18 protein-coding genes are annotated in these 19,222 nt (G+C 67.0%); 10 read left to right on the forward strand and 8 right to left on the reverse strand.

The window, feature by feature from the left end:
• Positions 1–54: 54 nt before the first annotated feature.
• From GGQ89_RS09585 to GGQ89_RS09605, 5 genes are read right to left on the reverse strand one after another with little or no spacing between them, the layout of a single operon-like run.
• Positions 55–1,572, reverse strand: coding sequence for an NAD(P)(+) transhydrogenase (Re/Si-specific) subunit beta (locus GGQ89_RS09585; protein ID WP_184105671.1), 1,518 nt, complete (start codon positions 1,570–1,572; stop codon positions 55–57).
• A 20-nt stretch (positions 1,573–1,592) separates the two neighbouring features.
• A complete protein-coding gene (locus GGQ89_RS09590; RefSeq protein ID WP_056435707.1) occupies positions 1,593–1,892 on the reverse strand; it encodes a proton-translocating transhydrogenase family protein in 300 nt (99 codons plus the stop codon).
• 1 nt (position 1,893) lies between these two features.
• Entirely contained in the window at positions 1,894–2,349 is a 456-nt protein-coding gene (locus GGQ89_RS09595; RefSeq protein ID WP_338112293.1) for an endonuclease domain-containing protein, read from the reverse strand.
• Positions 2,346–3,467, reverse strand: coding sequence for an NAD(P) transhydrogenase subunit alpha (locus GGQ89_RS09600; RefSeq protein ID WP_184105672.1), 1,122 nt, complete (start codon positions 3,465–3,467; stop codon positions 2,346–2,348). Before GGQ89_RS09600 ends, GGQ89_RS09595 begins: the two co-directional genes overlap by 4 nt.
• Positions 3,468–3,477: 10 nt before the next feature.
• A complete protein-coding gene (locus GGQ89_RS09605; RefSeq protein ID WP_042485366.1) occupies positions 3,478–3,624 on the reverse strand; it encodes an aa3-type cytochrome c oxidase subunit IV in 147 nt (48 codons plus the stop codon).
• 249 nt (positions 3,625–3,873) lie between these two features.
• Between GGQ89_RS09605 and GGQ89_RS09610 the strand changes: the two genes are divergently transcribed.
• Positions 3,874–5,295, forward strand: a complete 1,422-nt coding sequence (locus GGQ89_RS09610; protein ID WP_184105597.1) for a sigma-54-dependent transcriptional regulator — start codon at positions 3,874–3,876, stop codon at positions 5,293–5,295.
• A 135-nt stretch (positions 5,296–5,430) separates the two neighbouring features.
• Here the strand turns inward: GGQ89_RS09610 and GGQ89_RS09615 are convergent, their stop codons facing one another.
• Positions 5,431–6,315 (reverse strand): bestrophin family protein, encoded by an 885-nt coding sequence (locus tag GGQ89_RS09615; RefSeq protein ID WP_056435713.1) that lies wholly within the window; start codon positions 6,313–6,315, stop codon positions 5,431–5,433.
• Between the two features lie 268 nt (positions 6,316–6,583).
• Between GGQ89_RS09615 and thiD the strand changes: the two genes are divergently transcribed.
• The 8 genes from thiD to GGQ89_RS09655 all read left to right on the forward strand — a co-directional run bounded on the left by thiD (position 6,584) and on the right by GGQ89_RS09655 (position 14,759).
• A complete protein-coding gene (thiD, locus tag GGQ89_RS09620; protein WP_184105673.1) occupies positions 6,584–7,411 on the forward strand; it encodes a bifunctional hydroxymethylpyrimidine kinase/phosphomethylpyrimidine kinase in 828 nt (275 codons plus the stop codon).
• Positions 7,412–7,584: 173 nt separating this feature from the next.
• Positions 7,585–8,181 (forward strand): ribonuclease HII, encoded by a 597-nt coding sequence (locus GGQ89_RS09625; RefSeq protein ID WP_184105598.1) that lies wholly within the window; start codon positions 7,585–7,587, stop codon positions 8,179–8,181.
• A 338-nt stretch (positions 8,182–8,519) separates the two neighbouring features.
• Positions 8,520–9,659 (forward strand): site-specific DNA-methyltransferase, encoded by a 1,140-nt coding sequence (locus tag GGQ89_RS09630; RefSeq protein WP_276208902.1) that lies wholly within the window; start codon positions 8,520–8,522, stop codon positions 9,657–9,659.
• Between the two features lie 149 nt (positions 9,660–9,808).
• Positions 9,809–10,864 carry a dihydropteroate synthase gene (folP, locus tag GGQ89_RS09635; protein WP_184105599.1) on the forward strand — a complete coding sequence of 352 codons (1,056 nt, stop codon included), beginning with the start codon at positions 9,809–9,811 and terminating at the stop codon, positions 10,862–10,864.
• A 39-nt stretch (positions 10,865–10,903) separates the two neighbouring features.
• On the forward strand, positions 10,904–11,665 hold the full coding sequence (locus tag GGQ89_RS09640; RefSeq protein WP_056435726.1) for an exonuclease domain-containing protein: 762 nt from the start codon (positions 10,904–10,906) through the stop codon (positions 11,663–11,665).
• A 78-nt stretch (positions 11,666–11,743) separates the two neighbouring features.
• Positions 11,744–13,258, forward strand: coding sequence for a sensor histidine kinase (locus tag GGQ89_RS09645; RefSeq protein WP_076714028.1), 1,515 nt, complete (start codon positions 11,744–11,746; stop codon positions 13,256–13,258).
• Complete coding sequence (locus GGQ89_RS09650; protein ID WP_076714029.1) at positions 13,259–13,702, forward strand: response regulator; 444 nt, start codon at positions 13,259–13,261, stop codon at positions 13,700–13,702. It abuts the gene before it with no gap.
• 10 nt (positions 13,703–13,712) lie between these two features.
• Positions 13,713–14,759, forward strand: coding sequence for a sensor histidine kinase (locus GGQ89_RS09655; protein WP_184105600.1), 1,047 nt, complete (start codon positions 13,713–13,715; stop codon positions 14,757–14,759).
• A gap of 406 nt (positions 14,760–15,165) precedes the next feature.
• Here the strand turns inward: GGQ89_RS09655 and GGQ89_RS09660 are convergent, their stop codons facing one another.
• Together GGQ89_RS09660 and gyrB are read right to left on the reverse strand one after the other, a co-directional pair.
• A complete protein-coding gene (locus GGQ89_RS09660; RefSeq protein WP_184105601.1) occupies positions 15,166–15,915 on the reverse strand; it encodes a class I SAM-dependent methyltransferase in 750 nt (249 codons plus the stop codon).
• 125 nt (positions 15,916–16,040) lie between these two features.
• The gene (gene gyrB, locus GGQ89_RS09665) at positions 16,041–18,533 is read right to left on the reverse strand and encodes a DNA topoisomerase (ATP-hydrolyzing) subunit B (protein ID WP_184105602.1); all 2,493 of its coding nucleotides are present in this window, start codon (positions 18,531–18,533) and stop codon (positions 16,041–16,043) included.
• A gap of 195 nt (positions 18,534–18,728) precedes the next feature.
• On the opposite strand from gyrB, the gene GGQ89_RS09670 reads away from it, so the two are divergent.
• Positions 18,729–19,112 carry a hypothetical protein gene (locus tag GGQ89_RS09670; RefSeq protein WP_184105603.1) on the forward strand — a complete coding sequence of 128 codons (384 nt, stop codon included), beginning with the start codon at positions 18,729–18,731 and terminating at the stop codon, positions 19,110–19,112.
• Positions 19,113–19,222: the final 110 nt, after the last annotated feature.

Raw genomic sequence — 19,222 nt, forward strand, 5'->3', positions numbered from 1 at the left:
GCCGATGCAACCCCGACCGACGTCCGGGAGTCGACGTCAGTCCGAATCGGACACTCAGCCGAGTGCCTTGACGATCTCTTCGACCATCTTCTTGGCGTCCGCCAGAAGCATCATGGTGTTGTCGCGATAAAATAGCTCGTTATCGACGCCCGCATAACCGACGCCGCCCATCGAACGCTTGATGAACAGCACCGTCTTGGCCTTTTCCACGTCGAGCACCGGCATGCCGTAGATGGGCGAGGACTTGTCGGTCTTGGCCGCCGGGTTGGTCACATCGTTCGCGCCGATGACGAAGGCGACATCGGTCTGCGCGAATTCGGCGTTGATGTCCTCCAGCTCGAACACCTCGTCATAGGGCACGTTCGCCTCGGCCAGCAGCACGTTCATATGGCCGGGCATCCGCCCCGCGACCGGGTGGATGGCGTATTTGACCCGCACGCCTTCCTTCTTGAGCAGGTCGCCCATCTCGCGCAGGACATGCTGCGCCTGAGCCACCGCCATGCCGTAGCCGGGGACGATGACGACCTGTTCGGCCTGGCTCATCAGGAAGGCCGCGTCCTCGGCGCTGCCGCGCTTCCACGGGCGGTCGACCGCCGCACCGCCGCCGCTGCTCCCCGCATCGCTGGCACCGAAGCCGCCCGCGATCACGCTGATGAAGCTGCGGTTCATCGCCCGGCACATGATATAGGACAGGATCGCGCCCGAGCTGCCGACCAGCGCGCCGGTGATGATCATCGCGCTGTTGTGGAGCGTGAAGCCCATCGCGGCGGCGGCCCAGCCCGAATAGCTGTTCAGCATCGAAACCACGACCGGCATGTCCGCGCCGCCGATGGGAATGATCAGCAGGAAGCCGATCACGAAGGACAGGATCGTGATCGTCCAGAAGATCCATGGCGACTGGTCGCGCGTAAACATCGCCACCAGGATGACGATCGCGCCCAACAGCCCCGCGTTCAGCGCATGGCGGCCGGGCAACAGGATCGGTTTGCCCCCCATATTGCCGTTGAGCTTCAGGAAGGCGATGACCGAGCCGGAAAAGGTGATCGCACCGATCGCGACGCCCAGCACCATCTCGACCCGGCTGACGACATGGATGCTGGCAAAGGGCTGGCCGATCATCGGCACCACCATGTCGGCGATGTCGAAGGCGACCGGGTTGAGGAAGGCCGCACAGGCGACCGCGACGGCGGCGAGGCCGACCAGCGAGTGGAAGGCGGCGACCAGCTGCGGCATCGCGGTCATCGCGATGCGGCGGGCGGTGACGATGCCGATTGCTGCGCCGAGGCCGATGGCGGCGAGGATTTCCAGGGCTGCCGTCCAGTCGATCATCAAATCATGGGGATTCCCCGGTGGCAGAGCATCGGCCCGCAGGGGCACATGCGTCACCAACGTCGTCACGACCGCGATCGCCATGCCGATCATGCCGAAGCGATTGCCCCGCTGGCTGGTCGTCGGGCTCGACAGTCCACGCAGCGCCAGGATGAAGCACACCCCCGCCACCAGATAGGCGAGCGAGACGAAGGGGTTCGCGGCAACGGCCTCGACCGCAGGGGCGAGCGGCGCGGGTGGCAGCGCAGGTGACACTGGGGCGATCACGAGCGCTTCTCCTTCTTGCGGTACATGGCGAGCATGCGCTGCGTCACTGCAAAGCCACCGAAGATGTTGATGCTGGCCAGCACCACCGCCGCCAGCCCCAGCCATTTGGCCACGCCCGATCCCGTCGCGCCCGAAGACGCGGCAGCGGCGATCAGCGCGCCGACGATGATGACCGAGGAGATGGCGTTGGTGACCGCCATCAACGGCGTATGCAGCGCGGGCGTCACCGACCAGACGACATAATAGCCGACGAAACACGCCAGCACAAAGATCGACAGGATTGCTATGAAGTCCATGCTATTCCTCCCCGGCACGGGGAGGGGGACCGCTCGCCGCAGGCGAGTGGTGGAGGGGGGCCGCCGCCAGCGAGACGATCGAGGCGGCCACCGCCTCGGCATCGCGCAGGATATCGGCGGCTCCGATCCGCATGACCCTGTACCCGTTTTCGTTCAAATATCGGTCACGCGCCGTGTCGCGAATAGGCCGTGCCTCGACGCCATGTATGGCGCCGTCGACTTCGACGATCAGGCGCGCCTTGGCGCAAAAGAAGTCGGCTACATAGCAGCCTATGGGATGCTGTCGCCGGAACCGCATACCATCCGGCGAACCGCGCAAGTGTTGCCAGAGCATGACTTCGAGCAATGTCATCGTCCGTCGCAGCTTGCGTGCCAGCGCTACTTCGGGCCGAGGCATTTGCCGAACGCCCCCTCCACCGGCTTCGCCGGTCCCCCTCCCCGTGCCGGGGAGGATCATTGCGACAACCTCGGGTTCACCACCTGGCCACTGCGGGTCAGCCGGATCGCGTCGCCGATCTCGGCGTCCAGCACGGGACGCCCGGCCTCCTTGTCCCAGAAGGCCGCAAGGAAATTGTGCAGGTTGCGCGCGAACAGCGCCGAGGCATCCGCCGCCAGGCGGCTGGGCATGTTGCGGTGGCCGATGATCCTGACGCCGTGTCGCTCGGCAACCTCGCCCGGCACCGCACCCTCGACATTGCCGCCCGCCTCGACCGCCAGGTCGACGATGACGCTGCCCGGCCGCATCGTCGCGATCTGGGCATCCGTCACCAGCCTCGGCGCGGGGCGGCCGGGGATCAGCGCGGTGGTGATGACGATATCCTGCTTGGCGATATGCCCGGCGACCAGTTCGGCTTGCGCGCGGCGATATTCCTCGCTCGTCTCGCCCGCATAGCCGCCGGTGCCCTCACCCTCGATGCCTGCCACGCCCTCGACGAAGATCGGCTTGGCGCCGAGCGACTGGATCTGCTCCTTCGTGGCCGAGCGGACATCGGTGGCCGACACCTGCGCGCCCAGTCGCCGGGCGGTCGCGATCGCCTGGAGCCCCGCCACGCCGACGCCCATCACGAAGACGCGGGCTGCCGGGATCGTCCCCGCCGCCGTCATCATCATCGGAAAGGCGCGGCCATAGGCGCTCGCCGCCTCCAGCACCGCCTTGTAACCCGCCAGATTCGACTGGGACGACAGGATGTCCATCGACTGCGCACGGGTGATGCGCGGCATCCAGTCCATCGCCAGCGCCTCCAGCCCCACCGCCGCATAGGCCGCAACCATGTCACCGCGACGGAAGGGATCGAACGCCGCGATCACCCAGGCACCCAGCGCGGTCCCGGCCAGGGTCGCGGGGTCGGGCGCCTGCACCGCCAGGACGATCGCCGCCCCCGCCAGCACCCCGGCGCGTTCGCCGAGCTGCGCGCCCGCCTGCTCGTAATCGCTGTCGGCGATGCCCGCACCCAGCCCGGCGCCCCGCTCCACCGCCAGCGTCGCGCCCAGCGCGGTCAGCTTCTTGACGGTTTCCGGCGTGGCGGCGACGCGGGCCTCGTCGGCTGCGGTTTCGCGCAGCACCGCGATGCGCAGGGCCACCGGATCAGGCGATCAGCCAGAGGACGATCGCCACCAGGATGGCGGCGACCACCGCACCCCATTTGAGCATGCCGATCATCAGGTCATAGGTGGCGACATGCGCCTTCATGCCGCCGGGGCCGTTGTTGATGCCGGTATCGTTGCCCGCCATGATCCTCACCTCCGCTATCGTCCTGCCGCCGTGACCCGCGCCGCATGAACCTGTCGGAGCTTATTCGACGGACCGCCGGGATCAACCCCGAAACGACCGGCGCGGATCCTTGCGGCTTTCGGCATGATCCGCCAACCATCTCAAAAATGATCCGGGGCCCGGCCTATGGTAAAAGGGATTGTCCCGAATTAACGCGGATTTTAACAAAGTTGCGCTATACAGTGGCGAATAGGGGTTACAGGACAAGCTATGACGCGCAACGGCCAACGTTTGCTGCTGCTGATCGATGACGAGCCGGCACAGCAACGCCTGATCGCGGCGCTGGCGCAGCGCGGCGGATGGCGCACGCTGTTCGCGACGGATGCGGACATGGCGGCCTCGGTCCTGGGTTCGGCGCAGGGGCGCGAGCTGGACGCCGTGCTGATCGACCATTGGGCACCGGGCACCGATGCCACCGCGCTGATCGCCGACTGCCACGCCCTTCGCCCCGAACTGCCCATCCTGATGCTGACCGCCAATGATTCGGTGGCGCAGGCGGTGGCGGCGATCCGCGCCGGTGCGACCGACTTCCTGGTCAAGCCGCTCGCCCCCGAACGGCTGCTCGCCGCGCTGGAGGCCTGTGTCGCGGGCCAGACCAGCGGTGAGCTTCGCCCGCTGACCGAGAAGATTCCCGCCCTTCTCGCCTTTGACGAGATCGTCGGCGACGCCCCCGACTTCCGCGCCGCGCTGGCCGTCGCCGCAAAGGCCGCGCGCACCCGTGCCCCCGTCCTGATCGAGGGTGAAGGCGGCGTCGGCAAGGAGTCGCTCGCCATGGCGATCCACGCCGCCTCGCCCCGTGCCGAGCGGGCGATGATCGGCGTCAACTGCTCGACGATCGCGGCCAATCTGCTCGACAGCGTGATTTTCGGCCATGAGGAAGGCGCCTTTGCGGGCGCGTTCGAACGACGCATCGGCCAGATGGTCGAGGCGCATGGTTCGACGCTGTTTCTCGACGAAGTGTCGGGAATGCCGCCCGAAACCCAAGCGCGGTTGCTCGACATGCTCCAGACCGGCGCGATCCTGCCGCTGGGCGCCCGCCATGCGCGCGAGGTCGATGTGCGGATCATCGCCGCCAGCGACGTGCGGCTGGTCGAGGCGGTCGAGGCCGGGCGTTTCCGTGAAGACCTGTATTACAAGCTGAACGTCACCCATGTCGCCGTGCCGCCGCTGCGCGAGCGCGCCGACGACATCGCCGCGCTGACCCGTCATCTGCTCGACCGCATCGCGCAGCAGCCGGGCCTGCGCCAGCTCGACATCACCGAGGACGCGCTCGACCTGCTCCGCCGTTACGACTGGCCGGGCAATGTCCGCCAGTTGCAGAACGCGCTCTTCCGCGCCGCCGTGCTGTGCGAGGGCGATGCGCTGACCACCGCCGATTTCCCGCAGATCGCCTCGCTGGGGGATCGCCCCTCCGCCTCGACGGGCGCGACGGCGGGAAGCCCCAATGGCGGGGTCAGCCTGTTCCGCCCCGACGGGCATCTTCGCCCGCTGGAGGATATCGAGGCCGACGTCATCCGCCTCGCCATCGGCCATTATCGCGGGCGCATGACCGAGGTCGCCCGGCGACTGGGGATCGGCCGCTCGACGCTTTACCGCAAGCTCGGCGAACTGGGCATCGACAACGCGGCTTGAGAGCTAATTCCTCCCCTGCAAGGGGAGGGGGACCAGCGAAGCTGGTGGAGGGGTGTCGCCATCTCGATAGCGGGACACCCCTCCGTCAGCACTTCGCGCTGCCACCTCCCCTTGCAGGGGAGGAATAAGACAAGCTTACCACAACACCCCGTCGACCGGCTTCATCGGCTCGGGCGCGGGGTCGCCGATCGCCTGGAGCAGGTCGATCTCGATCGTCCGGCACATGGCGCTGAGCGGCAGGTCGTGGACGGTATCCGAGAAGGGATCGACCAGATCGTCACCGATCTGCAGCGCGGCCAGGAACATCAGCCCCGCGATCGACGAGCCGACCGGCGTCGCGAAACCCAGCGTCTCGACCAGACCGATGGGCAGCAGCACGCAGAACAGCCGGGTGAAAAAGGCCGGGATGAAACGATACTGGTTGGGCAGCGGCGTGTTCTTCAACCGCTCCATGCCGCCTTGCGAGTTGGCGATGTCGACCAGCACCGATTCCATCTGCGCCTGCTGAATGGTGTCGATCCAGCCCCGGCGCTGCGCATCGGCGATGCGGCGGCCGGTACCGTCGAGCAGGCCGTTGGCGGTGTTGGTCCGTGCCAGCGCGGGTTCGGCCTCGCCGTGCGACAGGAAACGCAGCACCTCGCCATCGACCGGCTGCTTACGCAACTGGCAGCGTAGCGCGTTCACATAAGCGATCTGGCGCAGCACGATCGACCGCTTTAGGTCATGCCCTTCAGGTTCGGGCAGGAAGTTGCGCGCACTGCGCGCGATGTTGCGCGAGGCGTTGATCATCAGGCCCCAGAGCTGCCGCCCCTCCCACCAGCGCTGATAGGCCGAATTGGTGCGGAACCCCAGAAACAGCGCCAGTGCGGTACCGAACAGCGTCAGCGGCAGCGAGGGCGCCTTGAAGGGCAGGACATAATAGGCGACCGTGACGATCACGTCCCATATGAACAGCGCCAGCAGCGGACGCCAAACCTCGGCGATGATGATTCGAGTGCGGGGTACGGCATCGACGATCAACTCTGGTCTCCCTCATCATCCACGATGCGCAGCAACGCGAAAGCACGCCGATGGATGCGCGACCGAAATAATGACGCGGTGCAGCAGGAGAAGGGGCCGGAGGGGTCCGGAAATCAAACGTCACGAACAGGCCATATAGCCGCCGTCCATTCTCTGGCGACCAAGTGCTTTTTTACGCGACCATTTCCGCGCCATGTCGCTGATGGACACCGCCCCTGTCCGCGTGGTCGCGCTTGCCCAGCACCTGCCCGCCGGGCATGACAAAAATATGAGCGCCACGCCCCCGCCCCGCATCCTGATCGTCGCCGGTTCCGATTCAGGCGGAGGTGCGGGGATACAGGCGGATATCAAGACGGTCGCGATGCTGGGTGGCTATCCGATGACCGCGATCACCGCGATCACCGCGCAAAATACGCTGGGCGTACAGGCGGTGCACCCCGTCCCGACCGACATGGTGATGGCGCAGATCGACAGCGTGCTGGCGGATATCGGCGCGGATGCCGTCAAGATCGGCATGATCGGATCGGCCGAGACCGCCCATGCGCTGGCCGACCGGCTGGAGGCGCTGGACCTGCCCGTCGTGTTCGATCCGGTGATGATCGCAACCAGCGGGTCGGTGCTGGCCGATGCGGACGTGATCGCCGCCTTTCGGCGTTTCCTCGGGCTGGCCGCACTGACCACGCCCAACCTTCCCGAACTGGCGGCGCTGGGCGGCGAGGCGGTGGTGCGGCACCAGACACGCGCCCTGCTGGTCAAGGGCGGCCATGGCGAAGGCCCGGTGATCGAGGACCGGCTGGTCGAGTCCGGGGCCGAGCAACGCTGGCAGCATCCCCGTCGCGAGACGAACTCGACCCATGGCACCGGCTGTACGCTGGCCAGCGCCATCGCGACGGGGCTGGGCCAGGGATTGCCGCTGGCCGACGCGGTCGACCGCGCCATCGCCTTCGTCCAGGCCGCGCTCGCCGCCGCGCCGGGGCTGGGCCGGGGGCATGGGCCGATGGGGCACGGCCTGGGCATGGTGCCTTTCTACCACCTGCTCGCCGCGATCAGCCGCGAAGGCTGGGACGCCGCCGCCTTCGCCGCGCGCTGGGGGTGAGCCTTATCCTCCCCGGCACGGGGAGGTGGCAGGCCGCCAGGCCTGACGGAGGGGGGCTCCCACACAGGATGACCTTTGCGGCACACCCCCTCCACCAGCCTGCGGCTGGTCCCCCTCCCCGTGCCGGGGAGGATCATCTTCCCTTCCCCGCCACCCCGCGATAGAGCGCGCTTATGGTCGATCACAATTTTCCCGCCCCCCTGTGCGGCGTGGACGAGGCGGGTCGTGGACCGCTGGCGGGGCCGGTGGTTGCCGCCGCCGTCATCCTGCCCGAACGGGACTGCCCCCCCGGCATCAACGATTCCAAGAAGCTGACCGAAAAGACGCGCGCGCGCCTGTGTGCCGAAATTCGTGGCTGCGCGGTCGTCGGGGTCGGGATCGTCCACCCCGAGGAAATCGACCGGCTCAACATCTATTGGGCGACGATGAAGGCAATGACGCTGGCGGTCGACGCGGTGGTCGAGGCGCTGGGATGCCATCCCGCCCATGTGCTGGTCGACGGCAACAAGCTGCCCAAATGGGGTTATAGCGCCACCGCGATCGTCGGAGGCGATGCCAAGTCGCTGGCGATCGGCGCGGCCTCGATCGTCGCCAAGCATGTCCGCGACGAGATGATGATCGCGGCGGCGGCGGAGTGGCCCGCTTATGGCTGGCACAGCAACAAGGGCTATGGCTCGGCCGTCCATCTGGCAGCGCTGCGCGAACATGGCCCGACGCCGCTCCACCGCCGCAGTTTCGCGCCCGTGGCGCAATGCTATCTGGATTTGTGACGCCCTAATTCCTCCCCATCGTCAGATGGGGAGGGGGACCGCGCCCGAAGGGCGTGGTGGAGGGGCGTGGCCGCTCCGTCAGCCCCTCCACCATCGCTGACGCGATGGTCCCCCTCCCCAAGCCGAGCTTGGGGAGGATTTTAGGTTAACCGCGAGTCGCAACGGCCACACCCCACTCCCTTGGGGGCGAAGTTATCCACAGCCCCAACATCTGCCACGAAATAGCAACATGTCATCTAATCTGGCGGAATCGCGCGAGTCGCGGACATGAATCGCCTCTTGACGTGCGACTCGTTCCGGGTGGATGCGAGGGTTCGAGGGTAGAAGGAACGGGTAGCATGGGGGTGATCCAGACGGTGGGAAAGCCGATCGGGACGCGGCCGGTATCGGCGCACCGCGAAAGCGACCTGCCGCTCGACCAGATCCTGATGGGCGATTGTATCGCGGCGCTCCGCTCGCTGCCCGACAAGTCGGTCGACATGGTGTTCGCCGATCCGCCCTATAACCTCCAGCTCGGCGGCGAGCTGTTCCGCCCCGATGGCAGCCATGTCGATGCCGTCACCGACGCCTGGGACAAGTTCGACACCTTCGCCGCTTACGACGCCTTCACCCGCACCTGGCTGTCGGAATGCTACCGCGTCCTGAAGGACAATGGCTCGCTCTGGGTCATCGGCAGCTATCACAACATCTTCCGCGTCGGGACCGCGGTGCAGGATCTGGGCTTCTGGATCCTCAACGACATCATCTGGCGCAAGTCGAACCCCATGCCCAATTTCAAGGGTACCCGCTTCACCAACGCGCATGAAACGCTGATCTGGGCATCCAAGGGCGAGAAGGCGAAATACACCTTCAACTATCGCTCGATGAAGACACTGAACGACGAGATCCAGATGCGCTCGGACTGGGAGTTCCCGATCTGCGGCGGTCAAGAGCGGCTGAAGAAGGACGGGCACAAGGTCCATCCGACCCAGAAGCCCGAGGCGCTGCTCTATCGCATCCTGCTCGCCTGCACCCGGCCCGGCGACGTGATCGCCGATCCCTTCTTCGGCACCGGCACGACCGGGGCGGTCGCCAAGCGGCTGGGTCGCCGCTGGATCGGAATCGAACGCGAGCCGACCTATTGCGCCGCCGCGATCGAGCGGATCGAGGCCGCCCTGCCGCTCGACGAAAGCGCGCTGGCGACGATGCAGAGCCCCAAGGCGCAGCCCAAGGTGGCGTTCGGGACGCTGGTCGAGAATGGCTATCTGCTGCCCGGCATGCCGTTGATGGATGCCAAGCGCAAATGGCGCGCGACGGTGCGCGCGGACGGATCGCTGCTGTCCGAATGCGGTCAGGCGGGGTCGATCCACCGGCTGGGCTCGGTGTTGCAGAACCGGCCGACCTGCAATGGCTGGACCTTCTGGCATTATGAGCTGGAAGGCGCGCTGAAGCCGATCGACGCGATGCGCCAGACCTGGCTGTTGGCGACGCAGCCGTAAAACGATCCTCCCCGGCACGGGGAGGTGGCAGCGCGCAGCGCTGACGGAGGGGGGCTTCCACAAGGGACTTGCTTAGCGGCACGCCCCCTCCACCACCGCTTCGCGGCGGTCCCCCTCCCCGTGCCTGGGAGGATTTTAGGAACCATCCCATGCACCTGCGCCCCGTCCAATTCGTCGACACCCCCGTGGGACTGGAAGACGGCAGCGTCGCCCGGCTGGCGGGCGGGATGCAGTGGTTCGCCGCCTATGAGGTCCGTGAAGGCGCGCGCCGCCGCATCGTCCCCATCGCGCGCTTCGCGGAGGAACTGGGCGGCTCCCCCCGCGCCCGGGCGCTGCATGCCGCCTTCACGTCGCCCCGTGCGCCCTGGGTCATGGGTCCGCGCACCCTGCGCTTCGACCAGCCGCAGGTCGCCGCGATCCTGAACGTCACCCCCGACAGCTTCTCGGACGGCGGCAAGCATATCGGCGACCCGGCCGCCGCCGCCGACAGCGGCATGGCGATGGCGGCGATGGGCGCGGCGGTCATCGACCTGGGCGGCGAGTCCACCCGCCCCGGCGCGGCGACCGTCTGGGAAGGCGACGAGATCGCCCGCACCGCCCCCGTCATCGAGCGGCTGGCCAAGGGCGGCGCGCTGGTCTCGATCGACACGCGCAAGGCCGCCGTGATGGAGGCCGCGCTGGCGGCGGGCGCGGGGATCGTCAACGATGTTGCCGCCCTGCTATGGGACGACCGCGCGCTGGAGGTGGTGGCCAAGGCGGGCTGCCCCGTCATCCTGATGCACTCCCCCGACCCCGACAAGGGCGGCCATGGCCGGGTCGGTTATGCCGATGTCGTGACCGAGGTGTTCGACTGGCTGGAGGCACGCATCGCGGCGGTCGAGGCGGCGGGGGTTCCCCGGTCGCGGATCATGGTCGATCCCGGCATCGGCTTCGGCAAGTCGCTGGCCGACAATCTGGCGCTCATCAACGGCTTGGCCATCTTCCACGGCCTGGGCTGCCCGATCATGCTGGGGGCCAGCCGCAAGCGGATGATCGGCGCGCTGTCGAACGAGGCCCCGGTCGATGCGCGGCTCGGCGGATCGCTGGCGCTGGCGATCAAGGGCGCGGAAGCGGGAGTCCAGCTGATCCGCGTGCATGACGTGGCGGAAACCGTACAGGCGCTGCATGTCTGGCGGGGCCTGCGCGACCGCGCGCTGATCGGATAAGCCCTCGCTTTTCGGGGCTCGAACGCCCACATAGGGGCGATGCAGCGTCCCCAGCCCCAGATCATCCGCGTCATCGACCTGGAGACCACCGGACAGGCCCCGCCCACGCACGGCGTGTGCGAGATCGGCTGGCAGGATGTCGCACTGGGCAAGGACGGCCGCTGGGAGCTGGAGGGCGAAGGCGGCAGCATCCTGGTCAATCCCGGCCGCCCTATCCCGCCAATCACGCAGGCCATCCACCATATCCTGGACGAGCAGGTCGCCGATGCCCCCTGGTGGCATGACGTCGCGCGTCGCGTGCTCGATCCCTGGCCGCGCCGCCTGGCGCTGGCGGCGCATCGCGCGGATTTCGAGCAGCAATATTGCACCCCGGCCATGACCCAGTCGGCCGACTGGATCTGCACCTGGAAATGCGCGCTGCGCCTGTGGCCCGACAGCCCCAGCTTCTCCAACCAGGTGCTGCGTTACTGGCGCAAGCCGCACGGACTGGTTCATGAGCGCGGCCTGCCCATCCACCGCGCCTTCCCGGACGCCTATGTCACCGCGCATCACCTACGCGACCAGCTGAACGAGGCGAGCCTGGCGCAGCTGCTGGAATGGTCACGCAGTCCGGGGCTGTTGCCGCGTGTCCGCTACGGCCCCGATCGCGGCAAGGACTGGCGCGAGATCGACGAGGACTCGCTGATCGGCTTCCTCAGCGACCGCGACCCCGATGTCCGATTCACCGCCGAGACCGAGATGGCGCGGCGGCGTGGTGGCGGTCATGTCGGGCGGCCCAGCCCCCAGGAACTGCTGCTGTAATGCCATGTTTAATTGATACCGTAATGCTGACGTAACGGCTCTGGCGTCGCTGCTTTTCCTTCGATAAGGCATGGTGCCATGCAGGGGTCTCCCACGCTCGCACCGGCCGAAAATCCCATCGGCCGCATCCTGGTCGCCGCCATGGCGATCGGCTTTTTGGCGCTGCTCGTCGCGGCTGGCGCGGCCGGTTATGTCGTGCGCCAGACGAACCGGCACAGCGACTGGGTCATCCACACCTACCGCGTCGAAGGCGTCCTGATCGAAGTGCGCCGCCTGGCCGAGCAGCAGGAGACTGCCCGGCGCGGTTACATGCTGGCGGGCACCCCGGCCTTTCTGAACAGTTTCGAGCGCGCCCATGCCGAGCTGGCCCCGCAGGTCGACGAACTCCGCCGCCTGACCGCCGACAATCCGCGCCAGCGTGCGCCGATGGCGATGGTGGAGCAGCGCCTCGCCGATCTCGACGCCGCGCAGCGCCAGACCAACGCCCTGGTCCAGCAGGGGCGCGGTGCCGATGCCCTGCGGCAGTTCCGTGCCGACAGCGGTTTGCTGCGGATGCAGAAGCTGCGCCACGTGTTCGATGCGATGGCGCGCGAGGAACGCCGCCTGTTGGCCCTTCGCGATGCCGAGCAGGTCGCCAGCCGCCAGACCTTCTCCACCGTCATGGCGATCGCCGCGTTGCTGTTCCTGGCGGTCGTCGCCGTCTCCTTCCTGACGATCCGCCGCTACACCCGCGACCTCCACCGTTCGCGCAGCGCGCTGGCGGTGCTCAACGCCACGCTGGAGGATCAGGTCAAGGAGCGGACCGCCGACCTTGCCCTGGCGAACGAGGAGATTCAGCGCTTCGCCTATATCGTCAGCCACGATCTGCGCTCGCCGCTGGTCAACGTCATGGGCTTCACCGCCGAACTGTCGGCCGCGACCCAGCCCCTGGCGGAGCTGATCGACCGCGCCGAGTCGGAGGCACCGCAGATCGTGACCGAGGAAGCCCGACTGGCGGCGCGCGAAGACCTGCCCGAGGCGATCGGCTTCATCCGCACCTCGACCGCCAAGATGGACCGGCTGATCAACGCCATCCTGAAACTCAGCCGCGAAGGCCGCCGGGTGCTTGCGCCCGAGATGATCGCGCTGGACCAGCTGGTCGAACAGATCACCGATGCAATCCGCCACGTCATCGACGATCGCGGCGTCACCGTGACGATCGAGCGACCGATGCCGGTCGTCGTCAGCGACCGCATCGCGCTGGAACAGATTCTGTCCAACCTGATCGAGAATGCGACCAAATACCGCCACCCGTCGCGCCCCGCCGAGGTGCATGTCTCCGCGCAGGAGACGCCGGGTCGGGTGATCGTGGCGGTGCGCGACAATGGCCGGGGCATCGACCCGCGCGACCATCAGCGCATCTTCGATCTGTTCCGCCGTTCGGGCCAGCAGGACCAGCCGGGCGAGGGTATCGGCCTGGCCCATGTCCGTGCGCTCGCCTATCGCCTGGGCGGTACGATTTCCGTCGAGTCTCAACTGGGTCAAGGCGCGACCTTCTTCCTGTCGCTACCCCCCGCCCTTTCCATTGCCCCTCCCCTCCAGGAAAGTGCCTGAATGAACGACCATCGCTCCGTGGGCATCGTCATGATCGAGGACGATGAGGGCCATGCCCGCCTGATCGAGAAGAATATCCGGCGCGCCGGTATTCTGAACGACATTCGTCACTTCACCGACGGCACCACCGCGCTGGAATATCTGTTCCATGCGCCCGACGGCCCGGCCAAGAGCGGCCCGGCGCTCGTCCTACTCGACCTGAACCTGCCCGACATGAGCGGCACCGACATTCTCGCCAGGATCAAGGACGAGAACAGCCCGCTGCGCCGCGCGCCGGTCGTCGTGCTGACCACCACCGACGACAAGGTTGAGATCCAGCGCTGCTACGATCTGGGCTGCAACGTCTATATCACCAAGCCGGTGAACTATGAGAATTTCGCCCAGGCCATCCGCCAGCTGGGCCTGTTCCTGTCGGTGATCCAGGTGCCCGAGGTCGAGGGCTGAACGCCCCGTCATGACGACCGGCGCGGCCCCCCGCATCCTCTATATCGACGATGACGACGCGCTGCGGCGGCTGGTGTCGCGCGCGCTGGGGCGGCATGGCTATGACGTGGCGTCCGCCGCATCGGGGGCGGAGGGCGTCGCGATGGCTGGTGCGGGGACGGCGCAGGGCGGCTTCGATCTGGTCGCGGTCGATCATTATATGCCGGGGATGGACGGCCTGGAGACGCTCGCCGCGATCACCGCGCTGCCCGACCCTCCCCCCGTGGTCTATGTCACCGGATCGGACGAGGGGCGCATCGCCGTCGCCGCGCTGAAGGCCGGCGCGGCGGATTATGTGGTGAAGACGGTCGGTGAGGACTTCTTCGACCTGCTCTCCGCCAGCTTTGCCCAGGTGCTCGACCGCGCCCGGCTGGAGCGCGCCAAGGCCGCCGCCGAAGCCGAGCTGCGCGCCACCAATGCCCGGCTGGAGGCGATGCTGAGCGAGGTGAACCACCGCGTCGCCAACTCGCTGCAACTCGTCTCGGCGATGATCGGGTTGCAGAAGGGCGTGCTGACCGACCCCCGCGCCCGCGACATGCTGGAGGACACCCAGCGTCGCATCCGCGCGATCGCGCAGGTGCACCGGCGCCTCTATACCGCCAATGACGTGGAACAGGTCGACCTGCGCGACTATCTGGGTTCGCTGATCGAGGAACTGGGTGAGAGCTGGTCGAGCGATGCCCTGCCCCGCACCCTGACCCTCTCGGCCGAGCCGATCCGGGTGAAGACCGACCGCGCGGTGTCGATCGGGGTGATCATCACCGAACTCGTCACCAATGCCTGCAAATATGCCTATCCCGATGGCGGGGGCGAGGTGCGGATTTTCGTGAATGAGGCCGACGGCCATTGCGTGCTGACCGTCGAGGATGACGGCTGCGGCATGGCGGCGGACCAGAAGCCGCAAGGCACGGGGCTGGGCGCGAAGCTGATCCGGGTGATGGCGCAAAGCCTGCAGACGGCGGTGGAATATGACCCGGCGCATCGCGGGGTCCGGGCGGTGTTGCGGGTGCCGGTCTAGACTCTGAAGACCTGAAATGGACCCACCCCTCCCCTTCAGGGGAGGGGCCGGGGGTGGGGCGCTTCGGCAAGCGCGGCGTTCGTGGAAAGGCCCCACCCCAACTCCTCCCCTGAAGGGGAGGGGCTCACATTGACTCAGCGTAATGTCATCCTGCTTTAGGTCTCGCGGTTGCGGGTGGTCCATGGCCTTCGACTTCGCTCAGGCTGAACGGAGCGAGGGAGCAGGTCCTCCACAACAGCCGTTCAGCCTGAGCGAAGTCGAAGGCCAAGCCCTGCCCTCTCCGCGCATCACGCCCCTCCCGTTTACGGGAGAGGTGGGGGAGGGAACGCCACAAGCGACCGTCTCTACGAGGCACCCGCCCTCCCCAAACCCCTCTCGCCTGCGGGAGGGGCTTAAGTCTTCGACCTCAAGGCTTGCGGAACTTGTAGACGAACTGGTCCGTCCGCCCGCGAATGGCGGGGTCGAACACATTCTTCGAATGATCGTCCTCGGAGTTGCGCAGCACCTTGCTCTCGCCGACGAAGCGGAAGCCGACCGACTGGACCTGCCGCTTCACCGCCTCGGGGTCGATCCGGTGCGTCGTGTTGGTGTTGGCCAGCCCCTTGCCCACCGTATCGGCATGGTCGATGATGACATAGGTCCCGCCGGACTTCAGCAGCTTGAACACCGCCTGGTCGAAGGCGCGCAGCGCGGGTTCGGCCGCATCCTTGTTGGCGACGTCATGATAATTCTGGACGGTCCAGAACAGGTCGACCGGCTTGTCGGCGGCGGGCAAGTTGACCGCCTGCACCTGCGCGGTCGCATTGGGCAAGTTCCAGCCCTGGATCGTGCCCAGCGACTTCTCGGCATATTTCTGCCCGGCGGCGGGCCAATAGGCATAGACATGGCCCTTCGGCCCGACGACGCCCGAGAAGATACGCGTCCAATAGCCCTTGCCCGGCAGGTAATCGATCACCGTGTCGCCGGGCTTCACACCCGAAAAGGCGAGGACGGCGGCGGCCTGTCGCCGTTCGTCGTCCCCCGCCTGATCGGCACGTGCGGGGTCGGCCAGCGCGGCGGCGACATAAGCCGGGACCTTGGCCGGAGCGGCAGGCTTTTGCTGCGCCACCGCGACGGTGCCCGCCGCAAGCATCAGTCCCAGTGCGATCGCCTTCATGCCTGCTCTCTCCTGCTTGACGGGTCCATTCCCCCGCTCCGTTCGGCCTGAGCGCAGTCGAAGGCCACGCGATTCCCTTAGGCTTCGACTTCGCTCAGCCCGAACGGAGGGCGGGATAATTTGGCTTACACGTCCAGATTCGCCACGTTCAGCGCATTGTCCTGAATGAATTCGCGACGCGGCTCGACCACTTCGCCCATCAACCGGCTGAACACCTCGTCCGCCGCCGCGACATCGTCGGAGGTCACGCGCAGCATCGAGCGGACCGCCGGGTCGAGCGTGGTTTCCCAAAGCTGCTCGGCATTCATCTCGCCCAAACCCTTGTAGCGCTGGATCGCCAGCCCCTTGCGGCCCGAGGTCAGGATCGCTTCGAGCAGTTGGCTCGGCCGTGCGACGCGGGTTTCACCGCGTGCCAGCGTCGTGGCGTTGCCGTCCTCATCGGTCGGCACGACATCGGCCGACGGCTCGGTCGCGGCATGGCGCAACGGCACCAGCTTGGCGGCATGGGCGAAGCTCTCCGCCTGTTCGGCGGCCAGCGTGTGCAGCTTGCGCGCTTCGGCCGAGGCGATGAAGCTAGCCTCGACGATATGGTGGTCGGTCACGCCGCGCCACAGCCGCTCGAAATGCACACCGCCATCTTCCGTAAGACGCGCCGACCAGTGCGCCTCGTGATCGCCCGACTCCAGCCGCCGCGTGGTTTCGACCACCGTCGCCATGCGCTGCTCGCGGGTCAGCACGGGGTCGAGCGCGCCGGCCAGCGCCAGCACCTCGATGATCGAGGCATCGTAGCGGCGCGGCACGTACCGCATCAGGGTCCGCATCCGCCGCGCATGATCGACCAGCGTCTTCAGGTCGTTGCCCGACCGCGCGCCGCCCGCACCCTCCAGCACCATCGTGGAGACGCCCGCCTCGACCAGATATTCGTCGAGTGCCGTATCGTCCTTGAGGTAGACCTCCGACCGCCCCTTGGTCGCTTTGTAGAGCGGCGGCTGGGCGATGTAGAGGTGCCCGCGCTCGATCAGCTCGGGCATCTGGCGATAGAAGAAGGTCAGCAGCAGCGTGCGGATATGCGCGCCGTCGACGTCTGCGTCGGTCATGATGACGATCTTGTGGTAACGCAGCTTGTCCGCGTTGAAGTCGTCGCGGCCGATGCCGGTGCCCATCGCCTGGATCAGCGTGCCGATTTCCTTGGACGAGATCATGCGGTCGAACCGCGCGCGCTCGGTGTTCAGGATCTTGCCGCGCAAGGGGAGGATCGCCTGGAAATGGCGGTTGCGCCCCTGCTTGGCCGAACCACCGGCCGAGTCACCCTCGACCAGGAAGAGTTCGGACTTGGCGGGATCGCGCTCCTGGCAATCGGCCAGCTTGCCGGGCAGCGAGGCGATGTCCATCACGCCCTTGCGACGGGTCAGCTCGCGGGCGCGCTTGGCCGCCTCGCGCGCCGCCGCCGCATCAATCACCTTGGCGATGATCGCGCGAGCGTTCTGCGGATTTTCCTCCAGCCAGTCGGCCAGCTTGTCGGCGATTAGCGATTCCAGCGGCTGGCGCACTTCGGAGGAAACCAGCTTGTCCTTGGTCTGGCTGCTGAACTTCGGATCGGGCAGCTTGACCGAGACGATCGCGGTCAGGCCTTCGCGCATGTCGTCGCCGGTCAGCGTGACCTTCTCCTTCTTCAGGAGACCCGACTTGTCGGCATAGTTGTTGAGCGTACGAGTCAGCGCCGCGCGGAACGCCGCGATATGGGTGCCGCCGTCGCGCTGCGGGATGTTGTTGGTGAAGGCGAGGACGTTCTCGTAGTAAGAGTCATTCCACTCCAGCGCCACGTCCATGCCGATCGCATCGCGCTGGCCATGGATGGCGATGGGTTCGGGGAAGAGCGGCGACTTGGAGCGGTCCAGCCACTTCACGAACGCAGCGATCCCGCCCTCATAATATAATTCCACCGTCTTGGGCTCTTCGTGCCGCGCATCGGTCAGGAACAGGCGCACGCCCGAGTTGAGGAACGCCAGCTCGCGATAGCGATGCTCGAGCTTCGCGAAGTCGAACTCGGTGATCTTGAACGTCGCGGGCGACGGCAGGAAGGTCACGCGAGTGCCCTTCTGCCCCGGCTCGGCCTTGCCGACGACCTTGAGCGGCGCGACGGCGTCGCCATGGGCGAAGCGCATGTAATGCTCCTCGCCGTCGCGCCAGATGGTCAGGTCCAGGAATTCGGACAGCGCGTTCACCACCGACACGCCGACGCCGTGCAGACCGCCCGACACCTTGTAGGCGTTGTCGTCCGACGTGTTCTCGAACTTGCCGCCCGCGTGCAGCTGGGTCATGATGACCTCGGCCGCCGACACGCCCTCTTCGGGGTGGATGCCGGTGGGGATGCCGCGGCCGTTATCGGTCACGCTGACCGAGCCGTCGGCGTTCAGCTGGATGTCGATGCGGTCGCAATGCCCCGCCAGCGCTTCGTCGATCGCGTTGTCCGAAACCTCGAACACCATGTGGTGGAGGCCCGAGCCGTCGTCGGTGTCGCCGATATACATGCCCGGCCGCTTGCGTACCGCGTCGAGGCCCTTCAGCACCTTGATCGAGGAGGCGCCATATTCGTTCGTCTGGGGGGTATCTGCCATAGCGAGTATATAGGAATTACAGGCCCTCAGGGAAAGCGAAATGGGAGGGGCGGCGGCCCTTTCGCCCGCCCTTGCGCCGGGCGGCAAAACCCGGCGGCGACACGTCGTTCGTGACGCCGATTTCATGCCCCGATCGGGAGCCGGATACCCCGTTTGCGCGTATCCCGTTCCCGCTTTTTGGCATTGGAGATGGCGATGACCGGCAAGGCCTTACTCCTCCCCATCATGCTGGCGACGCTCGCCGCCGTCCCGCTTTCGGCGCAGTCGTTGCGGCGGGACTATCCCAGTTGCGACCTGACGCAGCAGCGCGCTCTCAAGGGGCCGGTCGGCGGCACGATCCGCGATCCGCGCCAGGCGCATATCGCGATGCGCGCCGATATCCTTCAGGCGGATATCGGCACCGCGCGAAAGGCGCGTCGCCTGTCGCAGAGTGAGGCCCAATCCTTGTGGAATGCGGTTGCACGGGTGCGGCACGATGTGAACCGCTTCGTGGCGAAACAGGGATTTTTGAGCGCGGGCGAGACGGCGAGCTATGACCGGGCGCTGGATGGGGTGGCGATGCGGGTCTGTCGCGGGTGATGGTCTCTATGAGACCCCGAGCCCTCCCCCATCCCCTCCCGCCTGCGGGAGGGGCGTGCCTTGGCGCTACGGTAGGATGCCGTTTCTCAGTATGCTGAACGTCGCCCGGT

This window comes from Sphingomonas yabuuchiae, from assembly GCF_014199595.1.
GTDB lineage: Bacteria > Pseudomonadota > Alphaproteobacteria > Sphingomonadales > Sphingomonadaceae > Sphingomonas > Sphingomonas yabuuchiae.